At 72.8% G+C, this 14,579-nt stretch carries 12 protein-coding genes; 2 read left to right on the forward strand and 10 right to left on the reverse strand.

What is annotated here, in order from left to right; translation table 11 throughout:
- Window positions 1–10: 10 nt before the first annotated feature.
- From CBF90_RS14860 to CBF90_RS14895, 8 genes are all read right to left on the reverse strand, one after another.
- Window positions 11–2,287, reverse strand: a complete 2,277-nt coding sequence (locus tag CBF90_RS14860; protein WP_141097179.1) for a beta-galactosidase — start codon at window positions 2,285–2,287, stop codon at window positions 11–13.
- Complete coding sequence (locus tag CBF90_RS14865) at window positions 2,284–3,255, reverse strand: serine hydrolase (RefSeq protein WP_088380968.1); 972 nt, start codon at window positions 3,253–3,255, stop codon at window positions 2,284–2,286. Before CBF90_RS14865 ends, CBF90_RS14860 begins: the two co-directional genes overlap by 4 nt.
- Before the next feature lie 9 nt (window positions 3,256–3,264).
- Window positions 3,265–4,743: an aldehyde dehydrogenase (NADP(+)) gene (locus CBF90_RS14870; RefSeq protein ID WP_088380969.1), complete on the reverse strand. Its 1,479-nt coding sequence runs from the start codon at window positions 4,741–4,743 to the stop codon at window positions 3,265–3,267.
- 75 nt (window positions 4,744–4,818) lie between these two features.
- On the reverse strand, window positions 4,819–5,904 hold the full coding sequence (locus CBF90_RS14875; protein ID WP_088380970.1) for a mandelate racemase/muconate lactonizing enzyme family protein: 1,086 nt from the start codon (window positions 5,902–5,904) through the stop codon (window positions 4,819–4,821).
- Entirely contained in the window at window positions 5,901–6,800 is a 900-nt protein-coding gene (locus tag CBF90_RS14880) for a 5-dehydro-4-deoxyglucarate dehydratase (RefSeq protein WP_088380971.1), read from the reverse strand. The genes CBF90_RS14875 and CBF90_RS14880 overlap by 4 nt, the downstream gene beginning before the upstream one ends.
- The gene (locus CBF90_RS14885; protein ID WP_088380972.1) at window positions 6,797–7,732 is read right to left on the reverse strand and encodes an NAD(P)-dependent oxidoreductase; all 936 of its coding nucleotides are present in this window, start codon (window positions 7,730–7,732) and stop codon (window positions 6,797–6,799) included. The genes CBF90_RS14880 and CBF90_RS14885 overlap by 4 nt, the downstream gene beginning before the upstream one ends.
- On the reverse strand, window positions 7,729–9,063 hold the full coding sequence (locus CBF90_RS14890) for a Gfo/Idh/MocA family protein (RefSeq protein WP_023952507.1): 1,335 nt from the start codon (window positions 9,061–9,063) through the stop codon (window positions 7,729–7,731). The genes CBF90_RS14885 and CBF90_RS14890 overlap by 4 nt, the downstream gene beginning before the upstream one ends.
- Before the next feature lie 107 nt (window positions 9,064–9,170).
- Entirely contained in the window at window positions 9,171–10,163 is a 993-nt protein-coding gene (locus CBF90_RS14895) for a LacI family DNA-binding transcriptional regulator (protein ID WP_023952505.1), read from the reverse strand.
- Between the two features lie 64 nt (window positions 10,164–10,227).
- Here CBF90_RS14895 and CBF90_RS14900 point away from each other — a divergent pair, with 64 nt between their 5' ends.
- Window positions 10,228–11,325 carry a Xaa-Pro peptidase family protein gene (locus CBF90_RS14900; RefSeq protein WP_242435691.1) on the forward strand — a complete coding sequence of 366 codons (1,098 nt, stop codon included), beginning with the start codon at window positions 10,228–10,230 and terminating at the stop codon, window positions 11,323–11,325.
- Window positions 11,326–11,444: 119 nt separating this feature from the next.
- On the forward strand, window positions 11,445–12,842 hold the full coding sequence (locus CBF90_RS14905; RefSeq protein ID WP_088380973.1) for a glycoside hydrolase family 30 beta sandwich domain-containing protein: 1,398 nt from the start codon (window positions 11,445–11,447) through the stop codon (window positions 12,840–12,842).
- 185 nt (window positions 12,843–13,027) lie between these two features.
- Here the strand turns inward: CBF90_RS14905 and CBF90_RS18835 are convergent, their stop codons facing one another.
- Together CBF90_RS18835 and CBF90_RS18840 are read right to left on the reverse strand one after the other, a co-directional pair.
- A complete protein-coding gene (locus CBF90_RS18835) occupies window positions 13,028–13,567 on the reverse strand; it encodes an HNH endonuclease signature motif containing protein (protein WP_242435692.1) in 540 nt (179 codons plus the stop codon).
- Window positions 13,543–14,487: a DUF222 domain-containing protein gene (locus CBF90_RS18840; protein WP_242435693.1), complete on the reverse strand. Its 945-nt coding sequence runs from the start codon at window positions 14,485–14,487 to the stop codon at window positions 13,543–13,545. The genes CBF90_RS18835 and CBF90_RS18840 overlap by 25 nt, the downstream gene beginning before the upstream one ends.
- Between the last annotated feature and the right edge of the window lie 92 nt (window positions 14,488–14,579).

Raw genomic sequence — 14,579 nt, forward strand, 5'->3', positions numbered from 1 at the left:
CGCGGGCCGCTCAGGCGAGGCGCTGCCAGGGGCCGCGACGGCGCACCGCGGCGCGGAGGCTCGGAGCCGCAGCGTCGGCTCGCCGTGACTCCGCGCCGATGGGGAGGGCGATCGTCGAGGCGGGTGACAGCGCCAGCACCTCGACGGCGATCTCGCTGGTCTCGGTGGCGCCGGCATCCCGCAGCGAGAGCGACCAGCGCGTGCCGTCCCAGAAACGATCGTCGACGACGCGGCCGTCGACGACGACGCGTCCGACGTCGCCCGCCCAGTCGAGGTCGAGCACGGCGTCGGCCTCGGGGTCGAACGACGTTGCGGGCAGGCGCAGGCGGTATCGGGCGGCGCGCTCGCTGAAGGTCTCGTCCGACGGTGCGCGGTGGCGCGGCCCGCCGAAGCCGTAGTCCGCGGGCGGTGCCTGCGGCGCGCGCTCCTGTTCGACCGACACGCGTTCGCCGTCGGGCGCGGGCGCGGCTGCGCGGGCGGGGTCCGGCCCGTCCGTCACGACTGCCGCAGCCCGCCATTCGCCCGTATCCGGGTCGTAACGGTGAGCCTCTCCGGCCCCGCGCACGAGGGCGCCGTCGACGCCCCACGTCAGTTCGCCGTCGGTCAGCCACAGCTCGGGGCGGGGACCCGGCCGCACCCAGACTCGGTCGGCGTCGGCGGCGGGCAGCACCACGACGTCGAGGTCGTCGAAGCCGAGGGGGCGGAAGCCCGGCGTGACGGCCCGCGGCGCCTCGTCGCCGACCGCGATCTCGACGGGGATGCCGCGATCTTCGACGAGCACGAGGGTCGGTCGCGCCGTGCCGGCGACGACCGTGAGGAGGGATGCCGTCGCCCAGGCGACGCGCGTCCGCCCGATGGCGAGCCCGACGGGCCATCGCGCGAGCGTGCCGGCGGGCACCGTGATCGGCCGGGAGGGGAAGAGCGTCTCGGTCTCGCCACGGACCACGCGCAGCTGCACGTCGGCCACGTCCGCGACCTGCTCGAACGGCTGGTGGTGCGAGATCACGACGATGCCCTCGTCGGCCGTCGAGCGGAGGGCCCATCGGAGGGCGGTGCGGTCGTCGAGCGACGTGGCGCGGACATCGGGGAGGGACGACGACATGGCCGACAGGCGGGCGCCGAACGCGGAGAGGAAGGCGTGCTGCGCGCGCAGCAGCGGCGCCGATTCGGCCAGGTCGCCCGACTGCCCGATGGGAGCGTGGAAGTCGTATCCGAACTCGGGCATGTCGTTCGGATATCCGGTGTCGATCGTCTCCTGCAGGTCGGGGCCGGGGTTACGACCGCCGACGAACATGTAGTACCCCTGCCACGCGGAGCCGTTGCCGATCTTCACGTGGGCGAGAGCGGCGACGTCGCGCCCGGCCAGGACCGGACGCCGGTGGTACGCCGTGGCCATGCCCCCGCCGAGCTCGCATGTGGCCGGCGGGAAGCCGTGCAGATCGGCCGTCGCGCTCGCCGCGGCGAAGCCCTGGCTGGCGCGCACGTCAGCGCCCACGCCCGGGTCGTCCCAGTCGTGCGACGGGAAGTAGTGCGCGCGGAACGTCGGGTCCCAGGGCGCGCCGGGGTCGACCCAGAACCCGTCGGCGTACCCGCCGAACACCGGCAGGACGTCTCCGTCGGGGAGCATCGCCCCACCCCATGCCGTCGCGGTCCACAGGGGCGCCGACATACCCGCCGCGCGGGCGAGTCGCTTGAGCGTGACGAGATGCTCGGGGCGGTCGTAGAGCTCGTTCTCGAGCTGGATGCCGATGACCGGTCCGCCCGGCCGTGCGCGGCCGTCGAGGGCAGTCGCGAGCTGACCGAACCACTCGCGCACGATTTCGAGATAGGTGGGGTCGTCGCTCCGGTGGGCGACCGGCAGCTCCTGCACCCAGTCGGGGAAGCCGCCGTTGCGCGACTCGCCGTGCGCCCAGGGGCCGATCCGGAGCATGACGTCGAGTCCGGCCGCGGCGGCGTCGTCGACGAACGCGCCGAGGTCGAGGTGCCCGTCGAAGCGGGGGCGCCCGCGCTCGGAGACGTGGTGGTTCCAGAAGGCGTAGGTCGAGGCGACCGAGACGCCGGCGGCGCGCAGCTGTCGCATCCGCTCGGGCCAGCGGTGCCGCGGCAGCCTGCTGTAGTGCACTTCGCCTGACACCGGCACCCAGCCCTCGCCGTGACGGTACAGGGCGCGATCGGTGACCGAGATGCCGCGGGCGCGCTCGTGAGGAGCGGGCAGCGGCGCGGGCCGCTCGGGGTGGGGCCAGGCGACGTGCTGGACGGTCAGCGGCTCGGTCACGGGCTCGCTCACCGCGCCCCGACGACCGCGTTGTCGAGCTCGTCGATGTCGACGCCCGGACGCAGGGCGCGGTTGGTCAGCAGCACCCACGCGATGCCGGCGCCCGGGTGGACCCAGAACTCCGTCCCCGCCCAGCCGCCGTGGCCGTACGTGTCGCGGTCAATCAGCCCGGGGGCCCGGGTGCGCAGGTTCCAGGCGAGACCCCAGTCCTGGCCGCGCTCGGCGGGATAGGGCTCCAGCCGCGGGATGTCGCCGGTCAGGGGGCGCCGCATCATCGCGAGCGTCGCGGGCGCGAGGATGCCGTCGCGGGCACCGTCGTGGATCCGCAGCAGCTCGGTCCCGAGGGCGAGCAGGTCGCGCGCCCGGCCGGCGAGGCCCGCGCCGGGATTGCGCTGCGCGGCGAAGGCCGCCATATCGGCGCCCGCGGCGGCGGCATCCGCGATCGGCGTCGTGCCGTCGAGGTCGACCGACAGGCCGTCGGCGCCGATGCTCGACGCCCAGCCGGCGACGTCGTCGTGCCATGCGTGGCCGCTCGCGCTCTCGACGAGCGCCGCGACGCCCTCGAAGGCGAGCGTGGAGTATCGCGAGACGGTCCCGGCGGCGAAGTCGCGGCCGCGCGTGAGGAGCTCGGTGCGCAGCGGCACCCGGGTGTCGAGCGGCGGTTCGCTGATGCCGCTCGTGTGGCTCACGAGGTGCGAGAGCCGCACGATGTCGTCCCGGTCGCGGCCGAACTCCGGGAGCGCGCGCGTCAGCGGTGTCTGCAGGGTCAGCTCGCCGCGCTCGATGGCGCGCGCGGCGGAGATGCCCAGCAGTGGCTTCGTGATCGAGAAGAGCGCGTACCGGTCGTCGACATCGGCGGCGACGGCGTCGAGGGCGAGGATGCCGCGTGCGTCCGCGATGCCGACGACGGCGGATGGCAGACGGCCGTCTCCCACGTGCCGGCGGGCCCAGTCGAACGCGGCGGTGAAGCTCGAGGTCATCGCGCCAGCCTACGGGAAGCGTTTTCCGTCTGCGAGCGGCCCGCTCGCCTGCGGCAGCACGAGCACGCCGTTGCGCCGGTGCGGGATGCTGCTCAGCGCCGCGTCGCTCAGCTCGCGCGGCAACAGGGCGGGCGGCGCATCCTGGAAGACGAGCGGGCGCAGGAAGCGGCGGATGGCGGTGGCCCCGACGGAGGTGTGCAGCGAGGTGGTCGCGGGCCACGGGCCGCCGTGGTGCTGCGACCAGGTCACTGCAACGCCGGTCGGCCAGCCGGCGAACAGCACACGACCGGCCCGCTCCTGCAGCAGTGCGAGGGTTGCGGTGACGTCGTCGCCCGGCTCCGAGTGCAGGGTGGCGGTGAGGCTTCCCGGCACGGCGGCGAGGGCTGCCAGCAGGTCTGCCTCGCCGGCGTACTCGACGAGCAGGGTGACGGGACCGAAGCACTCCTCCAGCAGGACCTCCGGGCGAGCCGCGACCGCCGCCGCATCGGACGCGAGGACGACGGGGCGTGCACCGTCGCCCGCGACGCCCTCCGCCACCAACCCCACGGATGCGTCGGCCTCGAGCGCCGAGATCCCGGCCGGGAAGGCGTCGGTGATGCGATCGGTCAGCAGCGGGCCGCCGGTCGCGCCCACGGCGGCAGCGGCGACGGCGTCGACGAATCCGCTGCCGCCGGGAACGAACACGACGCCGGGCTTCGTGCAGAACTGGCCGGCGCCGAGCGTGAACGAGGCCACGAGACCGCGGGCGAGCTCATCGCCCCGGGCCGCGGCCGCGGCGGGTGTGACGACCACGGGGTTCACGCTGCCCAGCTCGCCGTAGAACGGGATCGGATCGGGCCGCCCCGACGCGAGGTCGAACAGGGCGCGCCCGCCCGACACCGAGCCGGTGAACCCTGCCGCGCGGACGAGGGGCTGCTGCACGAGCGCGTTGCCGGCCTCGCGCCCCTCGACGAGCGCGAACGACCCCTCCGGCGCTCCGGCGCCGCGGAGGGCCTCGACTGCGATCTCGGCCGTGCGGCGCGAGAGCTCCGGGTGCCCGGAGTGCGCCTTGACGATCACCGGGTTGCCGGCAGCGAGGGCCGACGCGGTGTCGCCGCCGCAGACCGAGAACGCGAAGGGGAAGTTGGACGCCGAGAACACCGCGACCGGCCCGAGCCCCACGAGCAGACGGCGCAGCTCGGGGCGCGGCGGCGTCGCAGCCGGGTCGGCGTCGTCGATCGTGATCTCGCGGAACGAGCCCTCGGTCACGACGTCGGCGAACAGCCGCAGCTGTCCCGTCGTGCGGCCGACCTCGCCGCGCAGGCGCGTCGTGCCGAGCCGTGTCTCGCGGTCGGCGATCTCGACGAGCTCGTCCGCGGCGGCGTCGAGGGCGTCGGCGAGGGCGCGCAGCCAGCCGGCGCGGGTCGCCGCATCCGCGTCGCGCCAGATGGGGGCTGCCGCGGCTGCCGCGGCGGCCAGTTCGTCGATGCGATCGGGGGTGGTGGTCATCGCTGGTCCTCGCGGTGGTCTGTGATCGAGCGTGGGTGAAGGGTGAGTGGGGAGGAGCCGGCCGGTGCTGACGTGTCAGCCGGTGAAGCGCAGGCCCAGGCCGACGTGATCGGTCTCGCGCAGCCGTCCGTCTCGGATCACGACGGGAGACGGATCGCGGAGGGCGCCGAGCTCGGCGAAGCCGGCATCCTCGACGTCTTCGACCCAGGGCTCGGCGGCGCCGCCGGGCAGGGTCAGCGCGATCTGGCCCGACAGCTCCGGCAGCAGGTGCGGATGCAGCTCGGCCCCGGCATCCTCGGCAATTGTGGCGATGCGCTGCAGCGGCGTGATCCCGCCGATGCGCACGATGTTGGGCTGGACGATCTGCGCCCCACCGCGGCGCAGCATCTCCGCGAAGCGGTACGCGGTGTGCAGGTTCTCGCCCACGGCGATCGGAATGCGCGGCCCGCCGCCGAGGCGCCGTGCGAGCTCGGCGTGTCCGTCGATGTCGTCGGCGCGTAGGGGCTCCTCGATCCAGCCGGGTCGGACCTCGGCGAGGACGTCGAGCGAGCGCGTGGCGCGGTCGAGGTCCCAGCGCTGATTGGCGTCGATCATCAGGCCGCGGTCGGGCCCCAGGACCGCGCGCACGGCGCGAAGCCGGTCGAGGTCCTCGGCGACGTCCGCCTTGCCGACCTTGACCTTCACCGCACTGAAGCCGCGATCGACCCATCGCTCGGCCTGAGCAACGAGCTCGTCCATCGAGTAGTGGAGGTTCACGCCGCTGCCGTAGACGCGGACGCTCTCGCGCCGTCGTCCGATCAGGGTCGAGACCGATGAACCCGCGGGGCGCGCCGCGGCATCCCACAGCGCCAGGTCGAGACCCGCGAGCGCGATCGTCGTCACGCCCCCGCCGCCCGCCTCGTGCACGTGCTCCCACAGGCCCTGCCAGGCGTCGCCCGGGGCGGCGGGACGCCCCACCGCGGCGGGCGCGATGTCGTGGCGCAGGAGGGCGAGCACGGCCTCGGCTCCGATCTGGGGAGTCCAGGCGAAGCCCCAGCCCTCGGCGCCGTCGCTGCGGCGCAGGTGCGTCGCAATGACGCCGACCGAGGTGACGTCGGCGGCCCACGGGCGGGTGAGCGGGACCCGGATCAGGCGCGCGTCGAGCGCGGCGATCGTCGTCACAGCAGAGCGCGCCCGGCATCGAGGATCGCCGCGAGGCGGCGTTCCTGATCGGCGGTGGGGTCGACGAGCGGGGCACGCACGCCGCCGACGGCCTGCCCGCTCAGGCGCAGGCCCGCCTTGATGAGCGAGACGCCGAACCCGGGCGTCTCGTCGCGGAGGGCGACCAGCGGGGTGTAGAACGCGTCGAGCAGTGCCAGGCGGCGCTCCTCGTCGTGCTCGACGTAGGCCCGGTAGTAGGCGTTGGCGACCTCGGGGATCATCGCGAAGGCGGCGGACGAGTACAGCGGCACGCCGATGCCGCGGTACGCGGCCTGGGTGAGCTCGGCGGTGAGGAGACCATTGAAGAACGCGAAGTCGTCGCGGCCCGCGTCGGCGATCGCGCGGACGATGAGCTGTGTCGCGCCGATGTCACCGGTGCCGTCCTTGAATCCCACGATCCGCGGGTTGTCGGCGAGACGGCGCATCGACTCGGGCGTGAACTGCGCGTTGGCGCGGTGGTAGACGATCACGGGCAGGTCGGATGCCGCGGCGATCGCCTCGACGTAGGCCACGAGTCCCGCCTGCGGTCCGCCGACGAGGTACGGCGGCAGGGCGAGCAGGGCGTCGGCCCCGGCATCCGCGGCAGCGCGGGCGGTCTCGAGGGCGTGGCCGAGTGGGCCGCCGGTGCCGGCGACGACGGGGACGGCTCCCGCGACGCTCGCGACCGCGGTCCGGACGACGGCAGCCGCCTCGGCGGTCGAGAGCGCGTGGAACTCGCCCGTCCCGCAGGCCGGGAAGACGCCGCCGGCGCCCTGTTCGACGCCTCGGCCGACGTGCGATGCGAGCAGTTCGTGGTCGACCAAGCCGGAGGAGTCGAACGGGGTGACGGGGAAGAAGAGGATGCCGTCGAAGTTCATGCCGGCACGTCCTTTCGGGTGTCGGAGAGGGAGTGTTCTTCGGTCAGGGCATCGCGCCAGGAATGACGCGGCGCCCAGTCGAGCAGGCGCCGTGCCTTCTCGTTGGAGAAGGCGGGGGTCGTGCCGGTGAGGACGGCGGCGACCTCCTCCGTGCCGGGGTGGAAGCGGGGGATGAGCTCGGCGAGCGGGCGGCGCGCGAGGGCGTCGTCCGCCCCGACGAAGAACGTCTCGGCGTTCGGGATCGTCGGCAGGGCGGCCAGGAGCGCATCGGCGAACGAGGCGACGTCACGCGCGTCGACGTAGTTGAACAGCGCGGGCGCGGCGAGGCCGGGGTCGTCGAGTCGCTCGCGGACGGTATGGCCCTGCTGCGTCAGCGCTCCGCGCCACTCTTCGGGGGCGATGACGTAGCAGGGGCGGAACGCGGCGAAGCGCACGGCGTCGCCGGTCTGCCGGTGCAGCATCCGCACCGTCTGCTCGATGACGAGTTTCGAGAGGGCGTAGCTGTTCCACGGTCGTGGCGGAGTGTCTTCGTCGAGCGGGAAGCGGTCGGGCACCCAGCCGCGGGGTGCTCCATAGCCCAGCACGGTGGGGCTGGACGCGGCCACGATCCGGGATACCCCGGCGGCGACCGCCCCGCCCAGCACCGAGACGGCCAACGCGGCATTCGTGCGCATGATGACGTCTTCGGGAGCGCTGAAGGGGACCGCGATCGCGGCGAGGTGGATGACCGCGGTCGCCCGCTGTGCGCGGAGCGCGGTGACGGTCGCCTCGGCGTCGAGCAGGTCGATCGCGAGCTGATCGGCCCCCTGCAGCTCGGGGGCGTCCGACACCGCGCGGTCGAAGGACACGACGCGGTGGCCGGCCGCGACGAGCCCGCCGACGAGGCTCCGGCCGAGGCGGCCCGCGCCTCCGGTGACGACGACCCGGCTCATCGCCGGCCGTCGAGCAGTCGGATGCCGAGCTCGGATGTGCGCACGGGAAGACCCGACGCCAGCGACAGGTTGCCCGCGATGCCCACCGCGATCGACTGCACGCCGTCCGCCCAGCCGGCGGGTCGAGCCAGCGGGTCGTCGCCGGGCCCGACGAAGACATCGGCGAGCAGCAGCTCGTCGCCGCCGCCGTGGCCGCCCTCGCCCGACTCGATCGGGATCTCGACGGCGTCCTCCCAGTGGCGCTGGACGATCAGACGTTCGCCCTGCGGGCGCAGCGAGACGGGCCCGCCCGCCTCGACGGCCGAGGGATCGAGCACGGGGTGCAGCCCTTCGTCTTCGAGGACGGCGCCGCGCTCGACGACCTCGAGCTCGGCGCGACCCTCGGTGCCGTTCACGGCGACGCGGTATCCCTCCCACGGGGCGTGGGCGTTGAGCGAGTACGACATCGTCGCGCCGCCGGCGTAGTCGACGACGAGAGCGAGGTTGTCCTCGATCGTGATGCCCTCGCCGAACACGTCGCGATCGCGCAGATAGCCGTCGTGGCTCTCGGCCTCGAGATACAGCGCGCGCAGGCGATCGTCGTCGCGCAGGTCGAGCTCGAACGGGTCGTGAGTGCCGTCGTGCGTGCCGCGGAGGGGGCGCTCGCCGAGCTCGCGGGTCCGCGCGTTCTCGGCCCCGTAGAAGCGGAGGCCACCGGAGGCGAAGACGCGGCGGGGCTCGTCGCGGATCCACCAGTTGACGAGGTCGAAGTGGTGACTCGCCTTGTGCACGAGCAGACCGCCCGAGTGCGCCTTCTCGCGGTGCCAGCGGCGGAAGTAGTCGGCGCCGTGCTTCGTGTCGAGCATCCACGAGAAGTCGATCGACGTGACCCGACCGATCCGGCCGTCCTGGATCACCTGCCGCAGTGCGCTGTTGCGGGGCGAGTAGCGGTAGTTGAACGTCAGCACGACAGAGCGTCCTGTGCGCTCGACGGCATCCTCGATCGCGGCGGCGCTCGGCGCATCGATCGTCAGGGGCTTCTCGACGACCACGTCGGCACCGGCATCGAGCGAGCGCACGATGAGCGACGCGTGCAGGTCGTCGCGCGCCGTGATGATGACGCGCTCGGCCTCGGACTCCTGGATCATCCGTTCGAGCTCGTCCGGTGTCCACAGGGTCGGGGCGGGCAGGCCGCGCTCGATCAGCTGATCGCGGTAGTGCTCGGCCCGTACCGGGTTGGGCTCGCAGATCGCGACGAGCTCCGCCCGATCGGCGTGCGTCCCGGTGATGGCGTCGACGTACATCTGGGCGCGGTGCCCCGCGCCGACCAGGGCGTAGCGCGTGCGGGTCATGGCTCTCCTTCGTGCCAAGAGCTGAGGGGCTTCCGATGGGAAAGCGCTCTCAGTAAACGTTTTCTGAGCGTAGCACGAGCCGCGGCGCGGGCGCGAGGGGGCGATTCTCAGGCCGCGGGTGCTCCGGTGCTGCCTCGCACGATGACCTCGGGCGACACCGTCACGGCGGGCTCGGGCGTGCGCCCGTCCAGAAGGTCGTGCAGCGCCGACCACGCTCGCGCGCCGAGCTCGCCCATCGGCACGGCGGCGGTCGTGAGCGCGGGGGAGGTGTAGCGGGCGAAGGGGATGTCGTCGAAGCCCGCGATCGAGAGCCGGCCGGGCACCGGGATGCCGCGCTCGGTCGCCGCGCTCAGCAGGCCCATCGCCGACAGGTCGTTGAAGGCCAGCACCGCCGTCGCGCCGGATGTCAGGACGTCGTCGAGAGCTCCCGCGCCGCTCGCGAAATCGACCCCGGCGGGGATCTCGGCGATCGAGCAGTCCGGCAGTTCGCGCCGCGCGTCTTCGAGCGCGGAGAGCCGCTGCCCGCTCGAGGCGCTGCGTGCCGCGCCGGCGAGATACGCGAAGCGGCGGTGGCCCTGCGCGTAGAGGTGGTCGATGATGCCCCGCAGCGGCGTGCGGTAGTCCGCGGCGACGCTCGGGGCGTCGCCGGTGCGGTTGACCAGGACGACGGGCGCGACGTCGGCGACGACCTCGGCGAGCTGCTCGTCGCTCATGCGGGGCGCGCACAGGATCAGCCCGTCCGAGCGTCGCCGCGACTCGAGCGCGAGCAGACGCTCCTCGTCGACGTGTTCGTCGGAATCGGCGATGAGCACGTGATAGCCGTCGGCGACCGCTGCCCGGCTGAGTCCGCGCAGCATCCCCTGGAACGTGGGGTTCGCGAGGTCGGGGACGACGACCGAGATGGTCTGGGTGCGCCCGAGCACGAGGCTTCGTGCGAGCGGGTTGGCCGAGTAGCCGAGCTGGGCGGCCGAAGCGCGCACGCGTTCGGCGAGAGCCGGATCGACGGTGGCGTTGCCGTTCATGACGCGCGAGACGGTGGCGAGTGAGACGCCGGCATGCGCGGCGACGTCGGTGATCGTGGTCTGTTTCGCTCCGGCCATCGTGCCCCCGCCCTCTCGGTCCGGCCATACTATGCGAGGAAACGTTTTATGACAGGAGACGACGATGTCTGCGATCACGACCGCGGGAGCCGCGGACACCGCGTCGGCGAACGGCGTGGTGCCGACGACGGAGCGCGACGTCAAGCGCCGCCGCCTCGCATCCGTTTGTGAGGATGCCGGCGCGGCAGCACTCGTGCTCACGTCTCACGAGGCGCTCTCGTGGTACCTGGGCGGCGTTCGCACGCACGTCTCGCTCGCGGGTCCGCCCGTCCTGGCCGTCCGCGTCGCTGAGGGCGGCGACACGCTCTTCGTCTCGGCGAACGAGGCCGACCGGCTGATCGCGGAGGAGCTCGCACCGGACGACGCCGAGCGCGTCGTTCGCGTCCCGTGGTACGAGTCGGTCGCGGCGCGCGCCGGTGCCGGGAACGGGCGCGTGGTGGCGGAGTCCGAGCTCGGTCCGCAGCTGCGGGCGGTGCGCGCCGCGCTGGTGCCGGAGGAAGTCGATCGATATCGGGGCCTCGGCCGTGCGGTGGCCGAGGTGATGACGGATGTCGCCGCGGGGCTCGGCGAGGCGACGTCGGAGCGCACTGCCGCCTCCGCCCTCGCGGCGGGTCTCATCGCGCGCGGGATCGATCCGCTCGTGGTGCTGGTGGCGGGGGAGGGGCGGCTGGGCCATCGGCATCCGCTGCCCACGGAGTCTCCGCTCGGTGCGCGCGCGATGCTCGTCGTGTGCGGTCGGAGGCACGGCCTCATCGCCAACGCGACTCGCTGGGTCGGGGCAGCCGGGGTCGACGACGACCGCATCCTGGAGGTCGAGGCGGCGTTCTTCGCGGCGACCCGGCCGGGTGCGCGGCTCGACGATGTTTTCGCCGCGGGATGTCGCGGCTACGCCGACGCCGGCTTCGCGCCGGACGAGTGGGAACGTCACCATCAGGGCGGACCGACCGGCTATGCGGGGCGCGATCCGCGGGCGACGTCCGAGACGCGCGACCTCGTACGATCGCCGCACGCGTTCGCCTGGAATCCGAGCGCGCCCGGCGCGAAGGTCGAGGACACCGTGGTCGTCACCGATGCCGGTGTCGAGGTGCTGACGGTCGACCCGCGCTGGCCCGTCGTCACCGTGGGCGGCCTCGCCCGGCCTGTCGCGCGACCGTTCTCGTGACGCGTCGAGCGGAGGCGGCCGGTGGTTCGGCTGGTGGTTCGGCTCTGCGATGATGACGGGAGAACGCAGCGTCGCGTCGTCGTGATGCGGTCCGTTCGCCGCACATCCGAAAGGCCCGCATGTCCGACACCGATGTCGTCCCGAATCGTCGTATCAGCTGGGTGAGCACCGATCGCGAGCGGGCGTGGATCGAGATGCCCGCGCCGCGGTTCGCGCCCGCGACGGGCATGCCCAACGTGCTGCTGCGCACGGACCGCAGGCACCAGACCGTCGAGGGGTTCGGCGTCTGCTTCAACGAGCTCGGGTGGCGCGCGCTGTCCCGTCTGGGCGATGCCGACCGGGCCGAGATCTTCGACGAGCTGTTCGCTCCGGGGCGCGGTACGGGCTTCTCCGTGTGCCGGATGCCGGTTGGCGCGAACGACTTCTCGACCGACTGGTACTCGTACGACGAGGTCGACGGTGATCTCGACCTCGAGCACTTCTCGATCGAGCACGACCGCGCGTCGCTCATCCCGTACATCCACGAGGCCCTGCGTCGGCGCCCGGACCTGAAGCTCTGGGCATCGCCGTGGAGCCCGCCGTCGTGGATGAAGACGAACGGTCATTACGCTGCAGCCCTGCCATGGCGCGGGAACGACATCGACAACGGGCTCCGGCCCGATCAGGTCGGTGCCGAGGGCACGGACATGATGATCCAGGAGCCGCGGTACCTCGCCGCTTACGCCGAGTACTTCGCGCGGTTCGTCGAGGCGTATCGCGCGGAGGGGATCGACATCTCGATGGTCATGCCGCAGAACGAGTTCAACTCGCCGCAGGTGTTCCCGAGCTGCACGTGGACGCCCGAGGGGCTGGCCCGGTTCATCGCCGTCCTCGGGCCGCGGATGCGAGAGCTGGGCGTCGACGTGTTCTTCGGCACGCAGGAGCGCCCCGCGCCGGAGCATCTCGCGACCGTCCTCGCGGATCCGGATGCCGGACCCTTCGTTTCGGGCGCGGGATTCCAGTGGGCGGGCAAGGGGGCGATCGCCGATGCGCACCGGATCGCACCGCACCTGTCGTTGTACCAGACCGAGCAGGAGTGCGGTGATGGCCGGAACGACTGGCGGTTCGCGCGGTACACCTGGTCTCTCATGAAGCGCTTCTTCGAGGCCGGCGCCAACGCGTACACCTATTGGAACCTCGCTCTCGACGAGGGCGGCGTCAGCCGGTGGGGCTGGGCGCAGAACTCTCTCGTCGTCGTCGACCCCGAGACCAATGGATACCGCTACACCCACGAGTTCTTCGTCATGAAGCACCTCGCGCACCATGTGCAGGCGGGCGCGACCCGGATCGACGCGTTCAGCTGGACGGGTCACGAGAACCAGCTCGCGTTCGAGAACCCGGACGGCTCGATCGTCATCGTCATGCAGAACGACCTCGCGGACGAGATGCCGGTGACCATCGCCCTCGACGGCGCGGCGTTCGACGTCGTTCTGCCCGCGGACTCGTTCAGCACGATCCGCATCGCCGCCCCCGCCTGACGCGTGCGCCCGCGCTCGCGCCGGCGAAGCCCGGCACGGCCAGAGTCCGGACGGGATCGCGCCGCGCACGCGCTGGTGGCCCTGGCGTGCGGGGTCGGCGCACCGGCGCGGCATGTGCGACGCGATGGGGCCGCATGTGCGACGCGATGGGGCCGCACATGAGAGTGGTGCGTGACGATGGCGCGTCAGAATGGCGGCGATCCGTCCCGGCGCCCTCGCGGCGCCGCCGATGGGGCCGGGCTGCCGGGCGGCTCGGCGGTGGTGAATGCGACGAGTGGTGGCGGGGCGTCTTCGCGGTAGACCCGTCCGGTGGGTGAGGTCCATATCAGGCGCCCGCCCGCGAGTTGTCGGACTCGCCATCGGGTGTGGTGTTTGACGTCGTGGTGTCTCTTACAGAGGTTGGCGAGGTTGCACACGTGGGTGGCGCCGCCGTGGGAGGCGGCGATGGTGTGGTCGAGTTCGCAGCGGATGGCGGGTTGTCGGCATCCGGGGAACCTGCAGTGCCGGTCCCTCGCCCGTAGCAGCCGCACCATCGCTGCGGTCGGCCGGTACGTGTCGCATTCGAGCACGGTTCCGGTGACGGGATGGGTGAGCAGTCGGTCCCACGAGGCCGCCTTGCCGGCGAGTTCGCGTGCGGTAGCGGCGTCGATGGGGGAGCGGCCCGCCAGGTCGGCCGGCCCCTCGTCCTCACCCATCAGGGTCAGCGCCGACACGACGACCTGCACGTGCGCACGGATCGCTCCGAGCGCCCGTCCCCGTCACCGGTTGCCGTGGGGTCGAGCCCAGGTGTTCCCGTGAGGAGGAGATCGCTGAATACGTCGGCGCGAACCTGGTCGATCGTGCGCGTGTCACCGACGAACGACGACCCGTCGGCGCCCGCGCGGTCGGTCAGACCGTCGGCGCCGGTCGCGCCCGCGGCGAGCTGGGCGTCAGCGCTCGCGGAGGCGGCGCCCGCGGTATCGGCTTTCGCCCGCGCGTTGATGATCTCGCGCGCCTGCCGGGTCAGTCGGTCCACGATCCCGTCGGCGATCACGGTGGGCAGCGTCGCGATGAGATCCGACATGCCGTCGGCTCCGGTCCGCACCTGCACGCACCGCCCCGCAGCGGCCTCCTCGTGGCGTTCGGTGAAGGTCCGCGGGTGCATGCGTTCCGCGAGCATCTGCAGCGCCGCCCGCACCCGGTTGGGCGTCTCGCCCTCGCATCGCTCGATCGCGACTCGCTCGAAGTCCTCGCGGTCGTCCGCGGGCACGATGCACCCGATCTCTTGGATCACCCGGACGTGTCCTCGGACGATGCGTCCGGTCTCCCACGCCGCCATCGTCAACGGGTAGTTGTCGACGAGGTCCCGTGCTTCGTCGATTCGGCGTTGCAGGGTCCGGTCGGTCGCGACGAACACTCCGGCCAGTTCCGCGGCGATTCCACGAAGCGCCATCTCGTGCGCCTTGACCTTCTCCGACGCTCCAGCGGCCTGCTTCTCCGCGAGCACCCCGGCCGCGGCGAGCACTCGAACCTCACGGATCTGCACCGCTCGCGCGGCATCCGAAACACCCTCGGCATCCGCGACGAGCGCCGCGAGGGCGTCGACGTCACCGTCGCTGCCCATTCCGCCGCCTGCCCGGCCGCCGAGCCCACCATTCGAATGCATGTTCTAATATCGCCACTGGCCTCCGACATTGCGCCGCGACTGTCCACAGCCTGCGTGGCCCCGCGGACTCCGGACCGAGACGCGCGCACCCC

It is taken from the genome of Microbacterium sp. AISO3 (assembly GCF_002204305.1).
In the GTDB taxonomy this organism is placed as follows: domain Bacteria; phylum Actinomycetota; class Actinomycetes; order Actinomycetales; family Microbacteriaceae; genus Microbacterium; species Microbacterium arborescens.